Consider the following 15,243-nt stretch of genomic DNA (forward strand, 5'->3'; position numbering starts at 1 on the left):
CACCTCCCTGTGCTACGGTTTGAGCAGAGCAAAGCGGTTCGACCGCTACTCTGATGATTTTTTATTATCACAGTATTATACGGCGGTGAACAGATGAAAACGACGAGCGGAAACCTTGCCTCCGCGCTCAAGATCGAGCCGGGCATTACCGCGATTGTCGGCAGCGGCGGCAAGTCGACGCTGCTAAAGACGCTCGGCCTTGAGCTTATGCGCGCTGGCGGCCGCGTGCTCCTCTGCACCACCACGCACATGTTTCCCGTCGCCGGCGTGCCATGGGACGGGTCGAGCCGTCGCCTGGACGCCGCGCCTTGGAAGCCGGGGACCCTGCATGCCCCCGGCTGCACCTGCGAGGCCTGCGCGGGCCTTGTGCGCGGAAGCATCTGCCAGGCAGGCGTCTTGGACCCGGAGACAGGCAAGCTCTCCGCCCCCGCTGAGCCGCTCGACCAGCTGGCGCAGCGCTTTGACTATGTGTTGGCCGAGGCAGATGGCAGCAAGCGACTCCCGCTCAAGGCGCATGCCGCCTGGGAGCCGGTAATTCCCGCCGCCACGGCAAACGTTGTCTGGGTCGTCGGCGCCTCAGGGCTGGGCAAGCCCGTCGCCAAGGTTGTCCACCGCCCCGAGCTCTTCTGCGAGCGCTGCGGCTGCGAGCCCACCGACGCTGCCACCCCAGAGCGCGTCGCCATGGTGCTCAATGCCGAGCTGCAGATGCTGAACCTCGACAATGCCCGCATCATGCTCAACCAAGTCGACACGCTCAGCGACCCCACGATGGCCGACCGCTTCGAGACAGCTCTCGACCGCCCCATCGTCGCCACCAGCCTCCAGGGGTAGCTAATTTGGGACGGGGCTCTTTTAGCTACCCCGGCGCCCTTTCTGCTAGCGGGGGACGTAGCGGCCGGGCTGGGCTCCGGTGGGCTCGCCGTCGCGCGCAGCCAGTACGCCGTTCACAAACACGGCCTTGGCGCGGCCGTGCGCCTCAAAGCCCTCGAGCGGCGTGTAGTCCACAGCCTGATGCTGCGTCGCCGCGCGAATGGTCCAGCGCGCCTTGGGATCCCACACGCACACGTCGGCATCGGAGCCCTCGGCAAGACAGCCCTTGCGCGGATACATGCCAAAGACGCGCGCCGGGTTCTCGCTCATCAGGCGGCACAGATCCTCGGGGCCCAGCTGTCCCTCAAAGCTCGTGGCGATCGCGACGGGGCGATGCTCCACACCGGGTCCGCCGTTGGGAATCGCGCGGAAGTCGTCGCGCCCGCGATCCTTTTGCCCGTGCAGGTTAAAGCTGCAGTGGTCGGTCGCAATCGTATCGATCTCGCCGGCCACAAGCGCCTCGCGCAGTGCCGCACGATCACCCGCATGGCGCAGCGGCGGGCTCATCACATACTTGGCGCCCGCAAAGCCGTCCTCGCCCTGCTCCAAGTAGCACGTATCGTCGAGCATCAGATACTGAGGGCAGGTCTCGACATAGATATTCTTCTGCCCGCGCGCCTTGGCGGCACGGATGGTCTCGAGCCCCAGCTTGGTCGAAAGGTGCACCACGTTGACCGGTGCGTCGCCGGCCAGATGCGCCAGATACAGCAGACGGCTCACGGCCTCGGCCTCGCACACATCCGGACGGCTGAGAGCATGTCCCTCGGGCCCGTGGATACCCTGCTCAAACACGCGCTTCTGCAGCTCGTTCACCAGCGTGCCGTTCTCGCAATGCACGCACAGGATACCGCCCACGCGCTTGAGCTCCTCCAGCACCTCGAGCGTCTCGGCATCGTCCAAGCGCAAATGATCGTAGGCAAAGTAGGTCTTGAACGACGATACGCCCGCCTCGCGCATGGCAGAGAGATCGGCGCGGTTGCGCTCGTTCCACTCGGCGAGCGCCATATGAAAGGCGTAGTTGGCCGTGCAGGTTCCGTCGGCGCGGCGATGCCACTCGGCCAAGGCATCGGGCATGGTCACACCGCGATCGGCCGTGGCGTAATCCACAATGGTCGTCGTGCCGCCGCAGGCAGCCGCACGTGTGCCGGTCTCAAAGCTATCGGCCGTCCAGTCCATGCCAGTCCAGCACTGCATGTGCGTGTGCCCATCGATAAAGCCTGGGAACACCCAGCAGCCCGCGGCATCCTCGACGGTATCGCCCTCGGCCGGCTCAATCGCCGCGGCGATCCGCACGATCTTATCGCCATCCATGGCAAGATCGGCGCGGCGAAGCCCCTGGGGCGTCACGAGCGCGCCGTTTTTGATGATGATCATAATTGCTCCTTATTGATTGATGCAGTTGGCCACGCGATCAAAATACGAGCAGGCGGCGATATGCTCCGTTATGCGTCGCTGTCCCTTGGCGGTATCGACGTCCCACAGCTCGTAGGCACGTGCCTCAACCAACGCAACGTCGGTGCGGCCCTTGAGAATCGACCCACCACCGTCCTTGCCCTCGAGAAGCATGAGCGAAGGGAACAGTTGCCTTGGGAAGAGCACCGGGCTCGAAGGCTCACCGTTGCACGCAAGACGCACCGGATGCCTGCGGCCACGCTCGTCAAATGCACGAACCATAGCCTCAAAAGAATCCGAACTCACGAGCGGCTGGTCACCCGGCAAAAAGAGGCAACCTTTCCAGTTGCGTTCGACTCCCCACGAAAGGCCCGCACGGACGCTTTCGCTGCGCAGCTCGCCATCGTGCAGCACGCACGGGCAATGCTTGTCATCACAAATCTGAGCGGCCTCGGGCCAACGCGTCGAAACCACGACGTCAAAGCCCCGGGGAACCGAATCAATGGTCCGGGCAATCAGCGGCTCGCCATAGATATCGGCGAGCATCTTGTTAGAGCCAAATCGCTTGCCCTCGCCCGAAGCCATAATGACGCAACCAAGTTTCATGGCGATACCTCCCCTGAAACCATCGTACCCATAACTCGCGTCGCGGGGCATCTACATCGAAAGCGCTTATCCCGCACGCCCACGATGCAAAAAGGGGCACCCCGCCGGTTGGCAGAGCGCCCCCTTTACATGGCTTACCTCAGCGCGGCTTTAGGCCTGGAACCAACGGGCGGTGTTGCGCTCGTCGAGGGCCTTGAGGGTAGCGGCGGGATCGGCAACCTTCTGCAGGAACATCATGGCTGCGATGGCGTACGGCTTGTAGCTGGCCTCCTTGTACATGCCCACGCGGTGCATGTCAAAGACGTCGGCGTTGACCTCGCCGCGCTCGCAGGAGACACCGGAGATGTCGGCGGGCAGCGGGTGCATAAAGATAGTGTCCTGGCCGTTGGCGGTCTTCTCCATGAGCTCGGTCGTGGAGCACCAGTCCTGATGGGTGGCGTTCTGAGCGAGCAGCTCCTTCTCGAGCGCTGCGATGCCGGCGTCGTCGCCCTCCGCGTACAGGTTGGTACGCTTCTCCATGGCGGCAAACGGAGCCCAGCTCTTGGGGATCACGATGTCGGCGCCCTCGAAGGCCTCGGCCATGGTGTTGACCTGCTTAAAGGTGGTGCCGGACTCGGCGGCGTAGCCCTTGGCGCGCTCGACGACCTCGGGCATGAGGTCGTAGCCCTCGGGGTGGGCCAAAGTGACGTCCATGCCAAAACGGGGCAGCAGGCTGATCAGCGACTGCGGACAGGACAGCGGCTTGCCGTAAGAGGGCGAGTAGGCCCAGGTGACGGCAACCTTCTTGCCCTTGAGGTTCTCGAGGCCGCCAAACTCGTTGATGAGGTAGAGCATGTCGGCAGAGGACTGCGTGGGGTGATCGGAGTCGGACTGCAAGGAGATGAGCGTGGGACGGTGATCCAGAACGCCGTCCTCGTAGGCCTGCTGGACAGACTCGGAGACCTCGGCCATGTAGGCGTCGCCCTTGCCGATGTACATGTCGTCGCGGATGCCGATGACGTCGGCCATGAAGGAGATCATGGTAGCGGTCTCGCGGACGGTCTCGCCGTGAGCGATCTGGGACTTCTTCTCGTCCAGGTCCTGCAGCTCAAGACCGAGCAGGTTGGCGGCCTTAGAGAAGGAGAAGCGCGTACGGGTGGAGTTGTCGCGGAACAGCGAGACAGCCAGACCCGAATCGAAGATCTTGGAAGAGACGTTGTTCTCGCGCAGCTCGCGCAGAGCGTCGGCGACGATGTAGAGAGCCTTGAGCTCATCGGTGGTCTTGTCCCAGGTGTGCAGGAAGTCGCTGCCGTACATGCCCTTAAAATCGAGGCCGTTCAGCTGCTCGACGAGCTCGGTAAACTTGGCGTCCATGTAAATATCCTTTCCAAAGATGAAACGATCGCAATGAGTAGATGCGCTCCGGCATGCGCGTGTGGCTAGAACATGCAGAGCACTATGACGAGGACCCGCTACCGTTGAGGAAGCATGGGAGATAACGACCACGGGCCCCAAGTCAACAGGGGGTGCCGGGGACACGAGCGGCCCCCGGCTCAACAAGATCGAGGAATGGGACTAATCGATCTTGTTGTTGGTCAGACCGGCGCGGAACACGGTGGCGTCGCCATCGGCCTGGCTCGGATCGTAGAGGTTCAGGGCAGCCACATACATGGCGGCAGCGGTGACCAGGTCGTCCTTGTAGGTGACCTCGTTGGGAGCGTGAGCCTGAGACTCGGCACCCGGGCCGAAGCCGACGCAGGGGATGCCATAGCGGCCCTGGATGGAAACGCAGTTCGTGGAGAAGGTCCACTTGTCGCACAGCGGACGACCGGTGCGCTTGTCCATGCTGGGCTCGCAGCCGATGCGCTCGTCACCGAACATGGCCTTGTGGGCGTCGACGAGGGCCTTGACGTGCGGAGCGGTCTCCTTGTTGATCCACGTGGGGAAGTAAGCCTCGGTCTCGTAAACCTCGCCGGTCCAGGACGGACGGTCGTACATGTACATGGAGACCTTCACGTCGTCGCCGTACTTCTTGGCGGCCGGCAGGTTGCGAATCTCGTCCAGGCAGGACTCCCAGGTCTCGCCGGCGGTCATGCGACGGTCGATGGAGATGGCGCAGGAGTCAGCGACAGCGCAGCGGCTGGGGCTGGTGTAGAAGATCTGGCTGACGGTGCAGGTGCCGCGGCCCAGGAAGCGGGCATCCTCGAAGTGCTCGGGGTTGTACTTGGGGTCGAGCATCTTGACGAGGCCCTTGATGTCGGTCGACTCGTCGCAGCCGTTGTTGTTGAGGGCGCGGACGTCGGCGATGATGTCGGCCATCTTGTAAATGGCGTTGTCGCCGCGGTCGGGAGCGGAGCCGTGGCAGGAGGTGCCGTGAACGTCGACGCGGATCTCCATGCGGCCGCGGTGACCGCGATAGATGCCGCCGTCGGTGGGCTCGGTGGAAATGACGAACTCGGGCTTAATGCCGTCCTTGTTGTAGATGTACTGCCAGCACATGCCGTCGCAGTCCTCTTCCTGGACGGTGCCGACGACCATGATCTTGTAGCCCTCGGGGATGAGGCCCATGTCCTTCATCATCTTGGCAGCGTAGGTAGCAGAAGCCATGCCACCCTCCTGGTCGGAGCCGCCGCGGCCGTAGATGATCTCGTCGGTCTCGTAGCCCTCATAGGGATCGGCGTCCCAGTTCTCGATGTTGCCGATACCGACGGTGTCGATGTGAGAGTCGATGGCGATGATCTTGTCGCCCTCGCCCATAAAGCCCATGACGTTGCCCAGGCCGTCGACCTTGACCTCGTCATAGCCAAGGCTCTCCATCTCGGCCTTGATGCAAGCGACAACCTCACCCTCCTCGCAGGACTCAGAGGGGTGAGAGATCATGGCGCGCAGGAAGCGAGTCATATCAGCACGGTGAGACTCCGCAGCGTTTTTAATTGCCTCGAAATCGAGTTCCTTAGTCATAACAGTCAACCTTTCTACAAGGGTTTACCTACAGGTAGATATTTCAGATAGATCACTTGTGCCAAGCAGCGTGAGGTCGAGCACCCGGCAAGCAAGCAACCATAGGAGGCGGACGGAGGACTTTGCTCCGTCGCGAGTTCCGCACGAGCCGGAGAGCACTTAATGTGCTCTCCGTGCGAGCAGGACTGTCCGAGCAGGGAGTAAAGTCCTCCGGCTGCCTCCGGACAGGTCAGCCTGCTAGCAAGTCGGGTACTCGCCCTCCCAGACGATGCGACGGTACTGATCCGGATCGGTGTCGCCCTCGGTGGAGAAGCAGAGCACGGAGCTCGTCTTGTCCAGGCCGATGAGCTCCTTGAGCTCGGCGTACTCGGGGTCGAGCATGAGGGTCTCGACCAGGCCAGTGGTCACAGCACCGGACTCGCCGGAGATGACGCGCGGGTCGCCCTTCTCGGGAGCGCCCAGGGTGCGCATGCCGCGAGCGGTGACCCAGTCGGGGCAGGACACGAAGGCGGTGGTGTGGTTGCGCAGGATATCCCAGCCCAAGATGTTGGGCTCGCCGCAGCACAGGCCGGCCATGATGGAGGGCATGTCGCCGTCCACGATGCGCGGGTCGCCGTCGCCGGCGGCAGCGCCCTTGTACAGGCAGGCGGCAGGCGCGCACTCGACCACGACGAAGGTGGGCGGGTTATCGGGATACAGGTTGGTGAAGTAGCCCACCACGGCGCCGGCGAGCGAACCCACGCCAGCCTGGACAAACACGTGCGTCGGGCGGTTGATGGCCATCTCGCGCAGCTGCTCGGCAGCCTCGGAAGCCATGGTGCCGTAGCCCTCCATGATCCAGGACGGGATCTTCTCGTAGCCCTCCCAGGCGGTGTCCTGAACGATGACGCCGCGCTCGCAGGCATCGGCCTCGGCGGCGGCCATGCGCACGCACTCGTCGTAGTTGACCTCTTCGATGGTCACCGTGGCGCCCTCGGCGGCGATGTTATCGAAGCGTGGCTTGGTGGAACCCTTGGGCATGTGCACGACGGCCTTCTGGCCCAGCTTGTTGGCAGCCCATGCCACGCCGCGGCCATGGTTGCCGTCGGTGGCGGTAAAGAAGGTAGCCTGGCCAAAGTCCTTGGCAAGCTGATCGGAGGTCAGGTAATCGAAGGTGCACTCGGCAACGTCCTTGCCGGTCTCGTCGGCAATGTAGTTGGCCATGGCAAACGAACCGCCCAGGACCTTAAAGGCGTTGAGGCCAAAGCGATAGCTCTCGTCCTTAACGCACAGGTTGGACAGGCCCAGGCGCGCGGCCTGGCCATCCAGGCGGGCAAGCGGAGTGACGGTGTACTGGGGGAACGACTGGTGGAAGGCGCGGGCCTTCTTCACGTGGTCGAGGCTCATGATTCCCAAGTGCTTGTCATCGCTCTTGGGCATCGTGTTGCCCGCCCACTGGATCTTATCGGCCATACGGTGAACTCCTTAAGTTCTCTCTTGCCGGCCCCCGCATACGCGTTTCAGCCCGATCCCATTCACACGGCTGAACTTTTATGTGGATGCCAAACAAAAAGTTTGTTAGCACTGTTCTATCACACTTTTTGATTGGAAAACCTAACAAATTGTTTGTTGCCGTAATCGGTACCTTTTCGCCGCCGAACGGTCACATAACACAGCGACGCTTTCGTTATTTGCGAACAAGTGGGGTTTATGGCACAGTGAGCCCAAACTAATTTTTAGGAAGGCACCCATGACCCCCGCACAGATTGAGTTCTACAAGCGCCTTGCACACGGCCTGGCGCTCCAATTTGGCCCCAACTGCGAAGTCGTCGTCCACGACCTGGAGACCGAGGACGTGGACCGCTCCATCGTAGTGATCGAAAACGGCCACGTCAGCGGGCGCAAACTGGGTGACGGCCCCAGCCATATTGTGCTTGAATCCATGCACGAGGGCACCGCCGACGTGCACGACCGCGAGCCGTACCTCACCAAAACCGCCGATGGCAAGCTGCTCAAGTCCTCGACCATCTTTATCCGCAACGATGAGGGCAAGCCCGTCGGCATTTTGGGCATCAACTTTGACATTACGCTTATGAAGGCTTTTGAGCGTTCGCTCGACGCCTTTACCGGCACCGGCGGCACGGGTTACACCGAGCCCGAGCCCATTACCAAGAACATCGGCGACCTGCTCGAGGACCTGCTGCACGAGTGCGAACAGTTTGTGGGCAAGCCCGCGGCACTCATGACCAAAGATGAGCGCATTCGCGCCATTGGCTACCTCGACCGTCGCGGCGCCTTCCTCATTTCCAAGTCGAGCGAGCGCGCCTGCGAGTTCTTTGGCATCTCCAAGTACAGCTTCTATAGCTACCTCAATGAGGCCAAGGCGGCGGCCGACGACAAGTAGGCACTCGCCTAGATTGCCCCTCCCCTTTTGGGCGCGAGTTCTGGAAAGCTCGAATCCAAGACCGAGCCGCTTGGGAAGTTCCATATAATCGATGTCATTAGTATTTCGAAAGGGTGGAACAGAATGGCGTTGAGCAAGGCATCATGCACCGGTCGCGGATTGATTCCGGCAATTGGTGGACATGTGCACCGCATGTTCGATGAGGGTGAAGACGACCTGTTTTCGCTGAGCCTTGACGACGTGATGGATGATCGCCCGTGGACCGCCGACGAACTCATGGGCGGTGGGGCTCGCCCGTCAAGCCCCAATCCCGCACTTGCGCCTAAGCCCGCATCTGCGCCGACTCCTGCGCAGCCGCCTGTTTCGACGCCCGCGTCTGCGCCCGCACCCATTTCGGCGCCCACGCCCACTCCCCGCCCCGCAAGCGACCCGTCCGAGACGGCGGCATTTCTCGCTGCGGCGACGCAGGGCAAATCGGCCGACAGCACCGTTATGTACAGCGCCCAGCAGTTGCCTGTTCCTGCGGCACGCAAGCCTCCGGTCACAAGGCTCGATGAGCCCGTTGCCCATCAGGTTGCCTACGATTTCTGGGCTGCAGCCGATCTGGATGAGACCTCTACCGGCATGCCGGCGCTCGATGTTCCAGTTAACCCGCTTTTTGCCGCCAACACGAGCGCCGCGGATTATGAGGGCGGTGCGGCATATTCCGATTATTCCGATGGCTATGCTGACACCGGTCGCATCGAGACCGAAGATTATGGCACCGCATCGAGCGATTATCTCAACGATCCGTACGCTGCCACGCCTGCACCGGAATATGACCCGGAGGCCGCGTCCGCGCCGGCGTATACCAAAAGCACGGGCGAAGAGCGCTTCGCCGATTATTACGCCACGGAAAAGGCGCTGCGTTTCTCGGAATTTCCGCAGGCAGTCAAGGTTGCCTTTATCGCCATTATCATTGCCCTGCTCGGCGTCATTGCGTTTGAGGGATTCCGGCTGTTCTCCGGCCCCACCCAAGCGGAGTCGGAGACCCAGCAAAAAGAGGACGATAACGAGTATCTGGACATCAACACCCTCAAGGGCGACCCCAACGACGGGGACGACGAGTAGCGAGGGCTAAGGGAGGGTCGGAAGAGTCGGCGGCACGTTACGGCTCCAAAAGCCCTGCCATAAAGATGGGCAGATACAGCACGTCACCATCGCGGTGAAGATTACATTCCGCAAGTACCAGGGCGCGATCGATTCCGTAGCCCTTCGTTGCCAGTGCGTTATCGAGCGCCGCGTGGGACTTAAAACTCTTGCCCGATTTGACCTCGATGGCGAGCACTTCCCCATCGAACGTCTCTTCCACAAAATCGAGCTCACCGACCTTTTTGGACGTAAAGTAGCGCAATCTAAATCCGTGGGCTTTGAGCTCTTGGGCAACGAAGCCCTCGAATGCCGCCCCCATATTCATGCCAAAGGGGCCTTCTGCCTCCCCATCAAAAACGCCTTGGGCGACCCTTTTGGAATACGACGACATAAGCATTCCGGTGTCCAAGTAAAACAGCTTAAACAGATTTCGTTGCTCCCCCAATAAAAGGGGTGCCACGGGCGCCGTTACGTTATACACAGGAAGCGCGACACCCGCCTCCGATAGCCAGAGGAAATGATCTGTCACCTGCGAAAAACGTTTGACACCGTTAATCGATGACAGTTTGAATCGCTTGTTTTTGGAACCGGCCTCGCTGGGAATCAGATCATAGATATCGCGAATAACCAAGCGCAGCTCGGGCGGAGCGTACTTTGCGATGTCATCGCGATACAGGGCGTGAAGATCGCGGTGGATGTTTCGAACCTCGTCGACATTGCGCGTCGCCAAGAAGGAATTGACCGCGTCGGGCATGCCTCCCACCACCACATACTGATGGAACAGATCGAGCAAGCGGTCATACAGATAGCCGGGAAGCTCCCCCTCATTCTTTAGACAGCCCCTGAGCATGTCAAACACGCTGGCACCAACGCCATTTGCCCAGCAAAACTCCTCAAAGTCGAGCGGGTACATCTGGACCTGCTCGACATACCCCACCGGCAGGGAATCGATGCCCTCGAGCTCAACGCCAAGGAGCGATCCGGTAAGGATGTATCGAAAGTCGCCGCGCTGGACCAGATATTTGATAAACGTCACCACGTTGGGGCATCGCTGCACCTCGTCGATAACCACAACGGTCTTGTTCGCAACCATCGGCTGCGTTGCAGCAATAGACATACGCATAAGCAGATCATCCGCACTTTTCGCCGCCAAAAACGAATCGCGCACGGACGCGTCGGCGATAAGGTCGAACGTCACGACATTTTCGAACGATTCATTTGCAAAGACGTTGACCAAATATGACTTTCCTACCTGTCGGGCGCCCTTGACCAAAAGAGCCTTGTTAGGCGACGAGGCAAGCCAAGATTCAAACTGTGCTTTCGCTTTTCTCTGTAGCATAAGCGCACCCCTTATTACGTGCTGTTTTAGCACTAGGATACACTTTTCCGTGGTTGCTAGATGCTCATTTCGACACTTTTTCGAGATTTTGAAGTGTGTATTACGACACTTTTCCGTACTTTTACACGGGATATTTCGACACTTTTTCGGATTTAAGCCTAACAGCAGCCGGCGAAATCAAGCGCCGTCTGCACATCATTTCGCAGGCGGCGCTTGATTTGTGTCCGCGCGCGCTGAGAGACTCCATCGTGCCAGCAAGGAGCGGGCGCGTTTTATCCAGAGTCGGGGTAGAGAGTTGGCTCCACGATCCCGACGCCAACCGGCCAAGAGGCACGGTGGCCCTGCCAACATCGATGAAAGGAGTCCGTATGGACAATTTCTCCGTGCGCAGTGAGCGCAACTTCCACAACCTGGTAGCCAAGCCAAAACGAATGCATCTTCTGGATAAGCCAAATGGCTACGCCTCCGCCATGGTCAAGAGCAGCCTCTCCCACCAGATACGCTTTACGGTGCAGGTACTCGAGGAAGAGCTCTGCGCTGCCGGCAATCCGCATGTGTTGCAGATTAAGCTTCTTGGAGATGACTCGCGTGAGCCGTCCAGCTGGAAGCTCTTCGCCGACGGCGCGTGCGTTGCGGACGGATCCGGCGTCTTTGCCCGTGAGTGTTTCTGCGAGGGAGCCGAGGTATTCCTGGACCTGTGCCGCGATGCCGTTCGCGCGGCCGAGCTGCACCAGTGGAGCCAAAGGGAGTACGAGCTGCTGAGCGCGGCGCGTGGGATTGCGGGAGTGTAAGCGAACGCACCCGCCACGCGAGACCACGACATCGTTGTTGGCAGGATTGTCCCTGCCTGACTCTTCGATTCCACGCCTGACCATATTGCCGTTCACCCGTTCGCCTCAACAGTCGCCAGCAATGCAACGCTATAATTCTGTAAACGTATTTGTATTGCATTTCGAGCGATGGGAGCGCAGATGCCCGATAGCTACAAGCAGCTCATCAAGAGCAACCCCGACGAGACCGAGATCAGGAGCTTCCTAGTGGACGGCGACCAGGTCTCCGTGACCCTGCGCATCCCCGATACCCTGCGTGACGCTGCGAAGGAGGAGGCGGCGCTGCGAGGCATGAGCTTCTCCGCCTTCGTACGCACCTGCATGATCGAAGAGCTCGCGAAGAAGGGGGCGTGAGCATGATCAGGGTCAAGACCCTCACCGTCCAGCTCATAGACGCGCAGCCGGACCGCATCCGCATCTGCCGGATCGACGGCGAGTCGCTTGTGACCGTCGTCGTTCCGAGGGAAGACCTCGCCGAGGCGAAGTCGCTGCCGAATATCCCGCAGCGCGGCGTCTACTACCTGCTCGACGAGGACCACGGCAACGTGACCCGCGTCTACGCGGGGCAGACGACCCAGGGCATCGCCCGGCTCGACGCGCACAAGGCGAAGAAGGAGTTCTGGAACAAGGCCGTTATGTTCCTCGATGACGACCAGAACATCAGCAGGGACGCACTGGACGTTCTCGAGGCGAAGGCCATCGATTACGTGCGTACCCACGGCTCGTACGAGACCGACAACTCGGCGACGCCCAAGCCCTACGTCGACCCGTACAAGGAAGAGGCCGTCGAGCGCTTGCACGAGAGGATCCTCTTCAGGATGGCGGCTCTGGGGTACGACCTCGACAGGGTCGACCAGGGCCCCGCGGGTGCGCCGGCAATCTTCCACACGAAGAAGAATGGCATACGCGGGGCGGGGCGCTACGACAAGGCCACCGGGCACTTCACCGTGCTCGCTGGCTCGAAAGTGAACCTCTCGAGACCCGTGCTGAAAAACGCGGCCGTCGCGGCCGCACGCAGGAAGATCTTCGGCGATTCGGGCGGTATCGCAGAGCTCGCCGAAGATCTCGAGTTTCCGACGCCCAGCGCCGCGGCGGTGTTTGTGCTCGGCAGCAGCCAGAACGGCTGGACCGAATGGGTAAGCGACGACGGAGAAACACTCAACCAAGTCTATAGAAGTGAGGAAAACTAGATGAACAAGCAGCAGCTGGCCTCCAAGATATGGGAGTCCGCCAACAAGATGCGATCCAAGATCGAGGCAAACGAGTACAAGGATTACATTCTGGGATTCATCTTCTACAAGTTCCTATCCGAGACCGAGGTCACCCGCCTGAAGGCGCGCGACTTCGCAGAGGAGGACCTGCCCAGCCTGGTGGAAGACGAGGAGGAGACGGTCGAGTTCGTCAAGGGCGAGTGCGGCTACTTCATCGCCTACGAGAACCTCTTCTCCACCTGGGTCGCCAAGGGCGGCGACTTCGATATTTCGAATGTTCGCGACGCCCTCTCTGCCTTTAGCCGCAACATCGATCCCGCCCGCAAGCGTGTCTTCGACGGCATCTTCGACACGTTGCAGACCGGTCTCTCCAAACTCGGCACCGACGCGCGGAGCCAGTCCAAGGCCGCTCGCGATCTCATCTACCTCATCAAGGACATCCCGATGGACGGTCGCCAAGACTACGACGTGCTCGGCTTCATCTACGAGTACCTCATCAGCAACTTCGCCGCCAACGCCGGTAAGAAAGCCGGCGAGTTCTACACGCCGCACGAGGTGTCCATGCTCATGAGCGAGATTGTCTCGTGGCACCTGGCCGGACGCGAGAACATCACCATCTACGACCCCACGAGCGGATCGGGCTCGCTGCTTATCAATATCGGCAAGGCAGTGGCGCGACGCAACGGCGACCCGAACTCCATCAAGTATTATGCGCAGGAGCTTAAGGAGAACACATACAACCTCACACGCATGAATCTGGTCATGCGCGGAATACTCCCCGACAACATCGTGGCACGCAATGGCGATACGCTCGAAGACGATTGGCCCTGGTTCGATACGGTCGAGAACAAGGATGAGACCTACAATCCACTGTTCGTCGATGCCGTGGTGTCGAATCCGCCCTACTCCCAAAACTGGGATCCGGAAGACAAAGAACTCGATCCGCGCTTCAAGTTCGGCGTTGCCCCCAAATCCAAAGCCGACTATGCCTTCCTCTTGCATGATTTGTACCACTTGCGCCCCGACGGCATCATGTGCATCGTTCTGCCCCATGGCGTGCTGTTCCGCGGCGGCGAGGAGGGCACCATCCGCAAGAACCTGGTGGAGAACCGCCATATTCAGGCAATTATCGGGCTTCCCGCCAACATTTTCTTCGGCACCGGCATCCCGACAATCGTCATGGTACTCCGCAAGCAGCGCGAGAGCAGCGACGTGCTGGTCGTGGACGCTTCCAAGCACTTCGTGAAAGAAGGCAAGAACAACAAGCTGCGGGCAAGTGACATCAAGCGTATCGTCGACGCTGTGACAACGAACGCGACCGTCGACAAGTTCAGCCGCCTGGTTCCCATCGACGAGATCCGCGCCAACGACTATAACCTCAACATCCCGCGCTATGTGGACTCGAGCACGGCCGCCGAAAGCTGGGACGTGTATGCCACCATGTTCGGCGGCGTGCCGAAGGCCGAGGTCGACGCGCTCGAGCGCTATTGGAAGGTATGGCCGAGCCTCAAAGGGCAACTCTACCGTGACGCTGGTGGATCGTGTCTTGTGCCCGCGACCGACAACGTTGCGCAAGCGGCGAAGGAAAACGCCGATGTCCGTGCCTTTCTGGACGGATACCGTAATGCGATAAGCCATTTACCTGCCACGCTGCGAAGCCGCTTGGTAGACGGCGCCGATGAAGTTGATACCGTGGCGGAGGAAGAGGTCATCGCGGCGCTATTGAAAGACGCACTGACGGGCATGGCCCTGGTCGACAGCTACGACGCCTACCAGGCGCTCGACGATGCCTGGGTGGGAATCTCTGGCGATCTGGAGGTCATCCAGACCGAGGGGAAAACCGCCGTGCGCAAGGTAGACCCGAACATGGTGGTCAAAAAGAAGAACGGCAAAGACGTCGAGGTGCAGGACGGCTGGGCTGGCCGCATCCTGCCGTTTGCGCTTGTGCAAGAGCACCTGCTTGCCGAAGACGTCAAGGAGATCACTTCCCGTGATTCCCGTCTAGGCGAGATATCGCAGGAAATAGACGAGATTCTCGAGAGTTTCGATGAGGAGGACAAGGGGTCTTCCGCTGCTGTCAACGACGAAGGTTCGTTTGTGGCGACTGAGCTCAAGAAGGCTGTGAAGGCTATCGGAAAGCACCCCGAAAACGATTTTGAGCAAGGTCTGGTTCGTGCGCAGGCGTTGTTCGATGAGGAGAAAAGCCTCAAGAAGGTAAACAAGGAAGCGAGAGTGGCTCTTGAGGAGACGACCAAGGAAGTCATCGAGGGCCTGACCGATGCCCAGCTCGATGACCTATTGGTTGCCAAGTGGATAGAGCCGTTGCAGGCCGAGCTCCAGGCTCTTCCCGAAACTGTCGTGAGCGACTTCATCGCGAAGGTAGCTGCGCTCAACGCCAAATACGCGACAACCTACTCGGACGTGTGCAACCAGATAGATGATGCAGAAAGCCAGCTAGCAGACATGCTGGGGCAGCTTACGGGCAATGAGTACGACATGGCTGGCATCGCCGAGCTGCGCAAGCTGTTGGGCGGTGAGTAG

13 protein-coding genes and 1 riboswitch are annotated in these 15,243 nt (G+C 60.4%); of the genes, 7 read left to right on the forward strand and 6 right to left on the reverse strand.

From position 1 onward, the window contains the following. Positions 1–93 precede the first annotated feature (93 nt). The gene (gene yqeC / locus DXD77_RS01905) at positions 94–831 is read left to right on the forward strand and encodes a selenium cofactor biosynthesis protein YqeC (protein WP_117564178.1); all 738 of its coding nucleotides are present in this window, start codon (positions 94–96) and stop codon (positions 829–831) included. Between the two features lie 45 nt (positions 832–876). On the opposite strand, the gene hydA is transcribed toward yqeC, so the two are convergent. The 5 genes from hydA to dpaL all read right to left on the reverse strand — a co-directional run bounded on the left by hydA (position 877) and on the right by dpaL (position 7,260). Next, positions 877–2,244 (reverse strand): dihydropyrimidinase, encoded by a 1,368-nt coding sequence (hydA, locus tag DXD77_RS01910; RefSeq protein ID WP_117564177.1) that lies wholly within the window; start codon positions 2,242–2,244, stop codon positions 877–879. Between the two features lie 9 nt (positions 2,245–2,253). After that, positions 2,254–2,868, reverse strand: a complete 615-nt coding sequence (locus DXD77_RS01915; RefSeq protein ID WP_158548926.1) for a nucleotidyltransferase family protein — start codon at positions 2,866–2,868, stop codon at positions 2,254–2,256. Positions 2,869–3,018: 150 nt separating this feature from the next. Next, positions 3,019–4,221, reverse strand: coding sequence for a knotted carbamoyltransferase YgeW (gene ygeW / locus DXD77_RS01920; protein ID WP_117564175.1), 1,203 nt, complete (start codon positions 4,219–4,221; stop codon positions 3,019–3,021). Between the two features lie 201 nt (positions 4,222–4,422). Beyond that, complete coding sequence (locus tag DXD77_RS01925; protein ID WP_117564174.1) at positions 4,423–5,808, reverse strand: YgeY family selenium metabolism-linked hydrolase; 1,386 nt, start codon at positions 5,806–5,808, stop codon at positions 4,423–4,425. A 237-nt stretch (positions 5,809–6,045) separates the two neighbouring features. Next, positions 6,046–7,260: a diaminopropionate ammonia-lyase gene (gene dpaL / locus DXD77_RS01930; RefSeq protein ID WP_055252227.1), complete on the reverse strand. Its 1,215-nt coding sequence runs from the start codon at positions 7,258–7,260 to the stop codon at positions 6,046–6,048. Positions 7,261–7,537: 277 nt separating this feature from the next. Between dpaL and DXD77_RS01935 the strand changes: the two genes are divergently transcribed. Both DXD77_RS01935 and DXD77_RS10340 read left to right on the forward strand, forming a co-directional pair. After that, positions 7,538–8,191 (forward strand): transcriptional regulator, encoded by a 654-nt coding sequence (locus DXD77_RS01935; protein WP_117647522.1) that lies wholly within the window; start codon positions 7,538–7,540, stop codon positions 8,189–8,191. A gap of 123 nt (positions 8,192–8,314) precedes the next feature. Beyond that, positions 8,315–9,301 carry a hypothetical protein gene (locus DXD77_RS10340; protein WP_158549072.1) on the forward strand — a complete coding sequence of 329 codons (987 nt, stop codon included), beginning with the start codon at positions 8,315–8,317 and terminating at the stop codon, positions 9,299–9,301. A gap of 37 nt (positions 9,302–9,338) precedes the next feature. On the opposite strand, the gene DXD77_RS01950 is transcribed toward DXD77_RS10340, so the two are convergent. Then, positions 9,339–10,661, reverse strand: a complete 1,323-nt coding sequence (locus DXD77_RS01950; protein ID WP_117635330.1) for an ATP-binding protein — start codon at positions 10,659–10,661, stop codon at positions 9,339–9,341. A gap of 269 nt (positions 10,662–10,930) precedes the next feature. Beyond that, a riboswitch (SAM riboswitch) is annotated at positions 10,931–11,021 on the forward strand. Between the two features lie 8 nt (positions 11,022–11,029). Here DXD77_RS01950 and DXD77_RS01955 point away from each other — a divergent pair. The 4 genes from DXD77_RS01955 (at position 11,030) to DXD77_RS01970 (ending at position 15,243) form a co-directional block, all read left to right on the forward strand. Then, complete coding sequence (locus tag DXD77_RS01955) at positions 11,030–11,452, forward strand: hypothetical protein (RefSeq protein WP_117647528.1); 423 nt, start codon at positions 11,030–11,032, stop codon at positions 11,450–11,452. A gap of 180 nt (positions 11,453–11,632) precedes the next feature. After that, a complete protein-coding gene (locus DXD77_RS01960; RefSeq protein ID WP_233506695.1) occupies positions 11,633–11,845 on the forward strand; it encodes a YlcI/YnfO family protein in 213 nt (70 codons plus the stop codon). Positions 11,846–11,847: 2 nt separating this feature from the next. Beyond that, entirely contained in the window at positions 11,848–12,681 is an 834-nt protein-coding gene (locus tag DXD77_RS01965) for a GIY-YIG nuclease family protein (RefSeq protein ID WP_117647532.1), read from the forward strand. Continuing rightward, positions 12,682–15,243 carry a type I restriction-modification system subunit M gene (locus DXD77_RS01970; protein WP_117647534.1) on the forward strand — a complete coding sequence of 854 codons (2,562 nt, stop codon included), beginning with the start codon at positions 12,682–12,684 and terminating at the stop codon, positions 15,241–15,243.

It is taken from the genome of Collinsella sp. TM09-10AT, from assembly GCF_003436275.1.
Classification (GTDB): domain Bacteria; phylum Actinomycetota; class Coriobacteriia; order Coriobacteriales; family Coriobacteriaceae; genus Collinsella.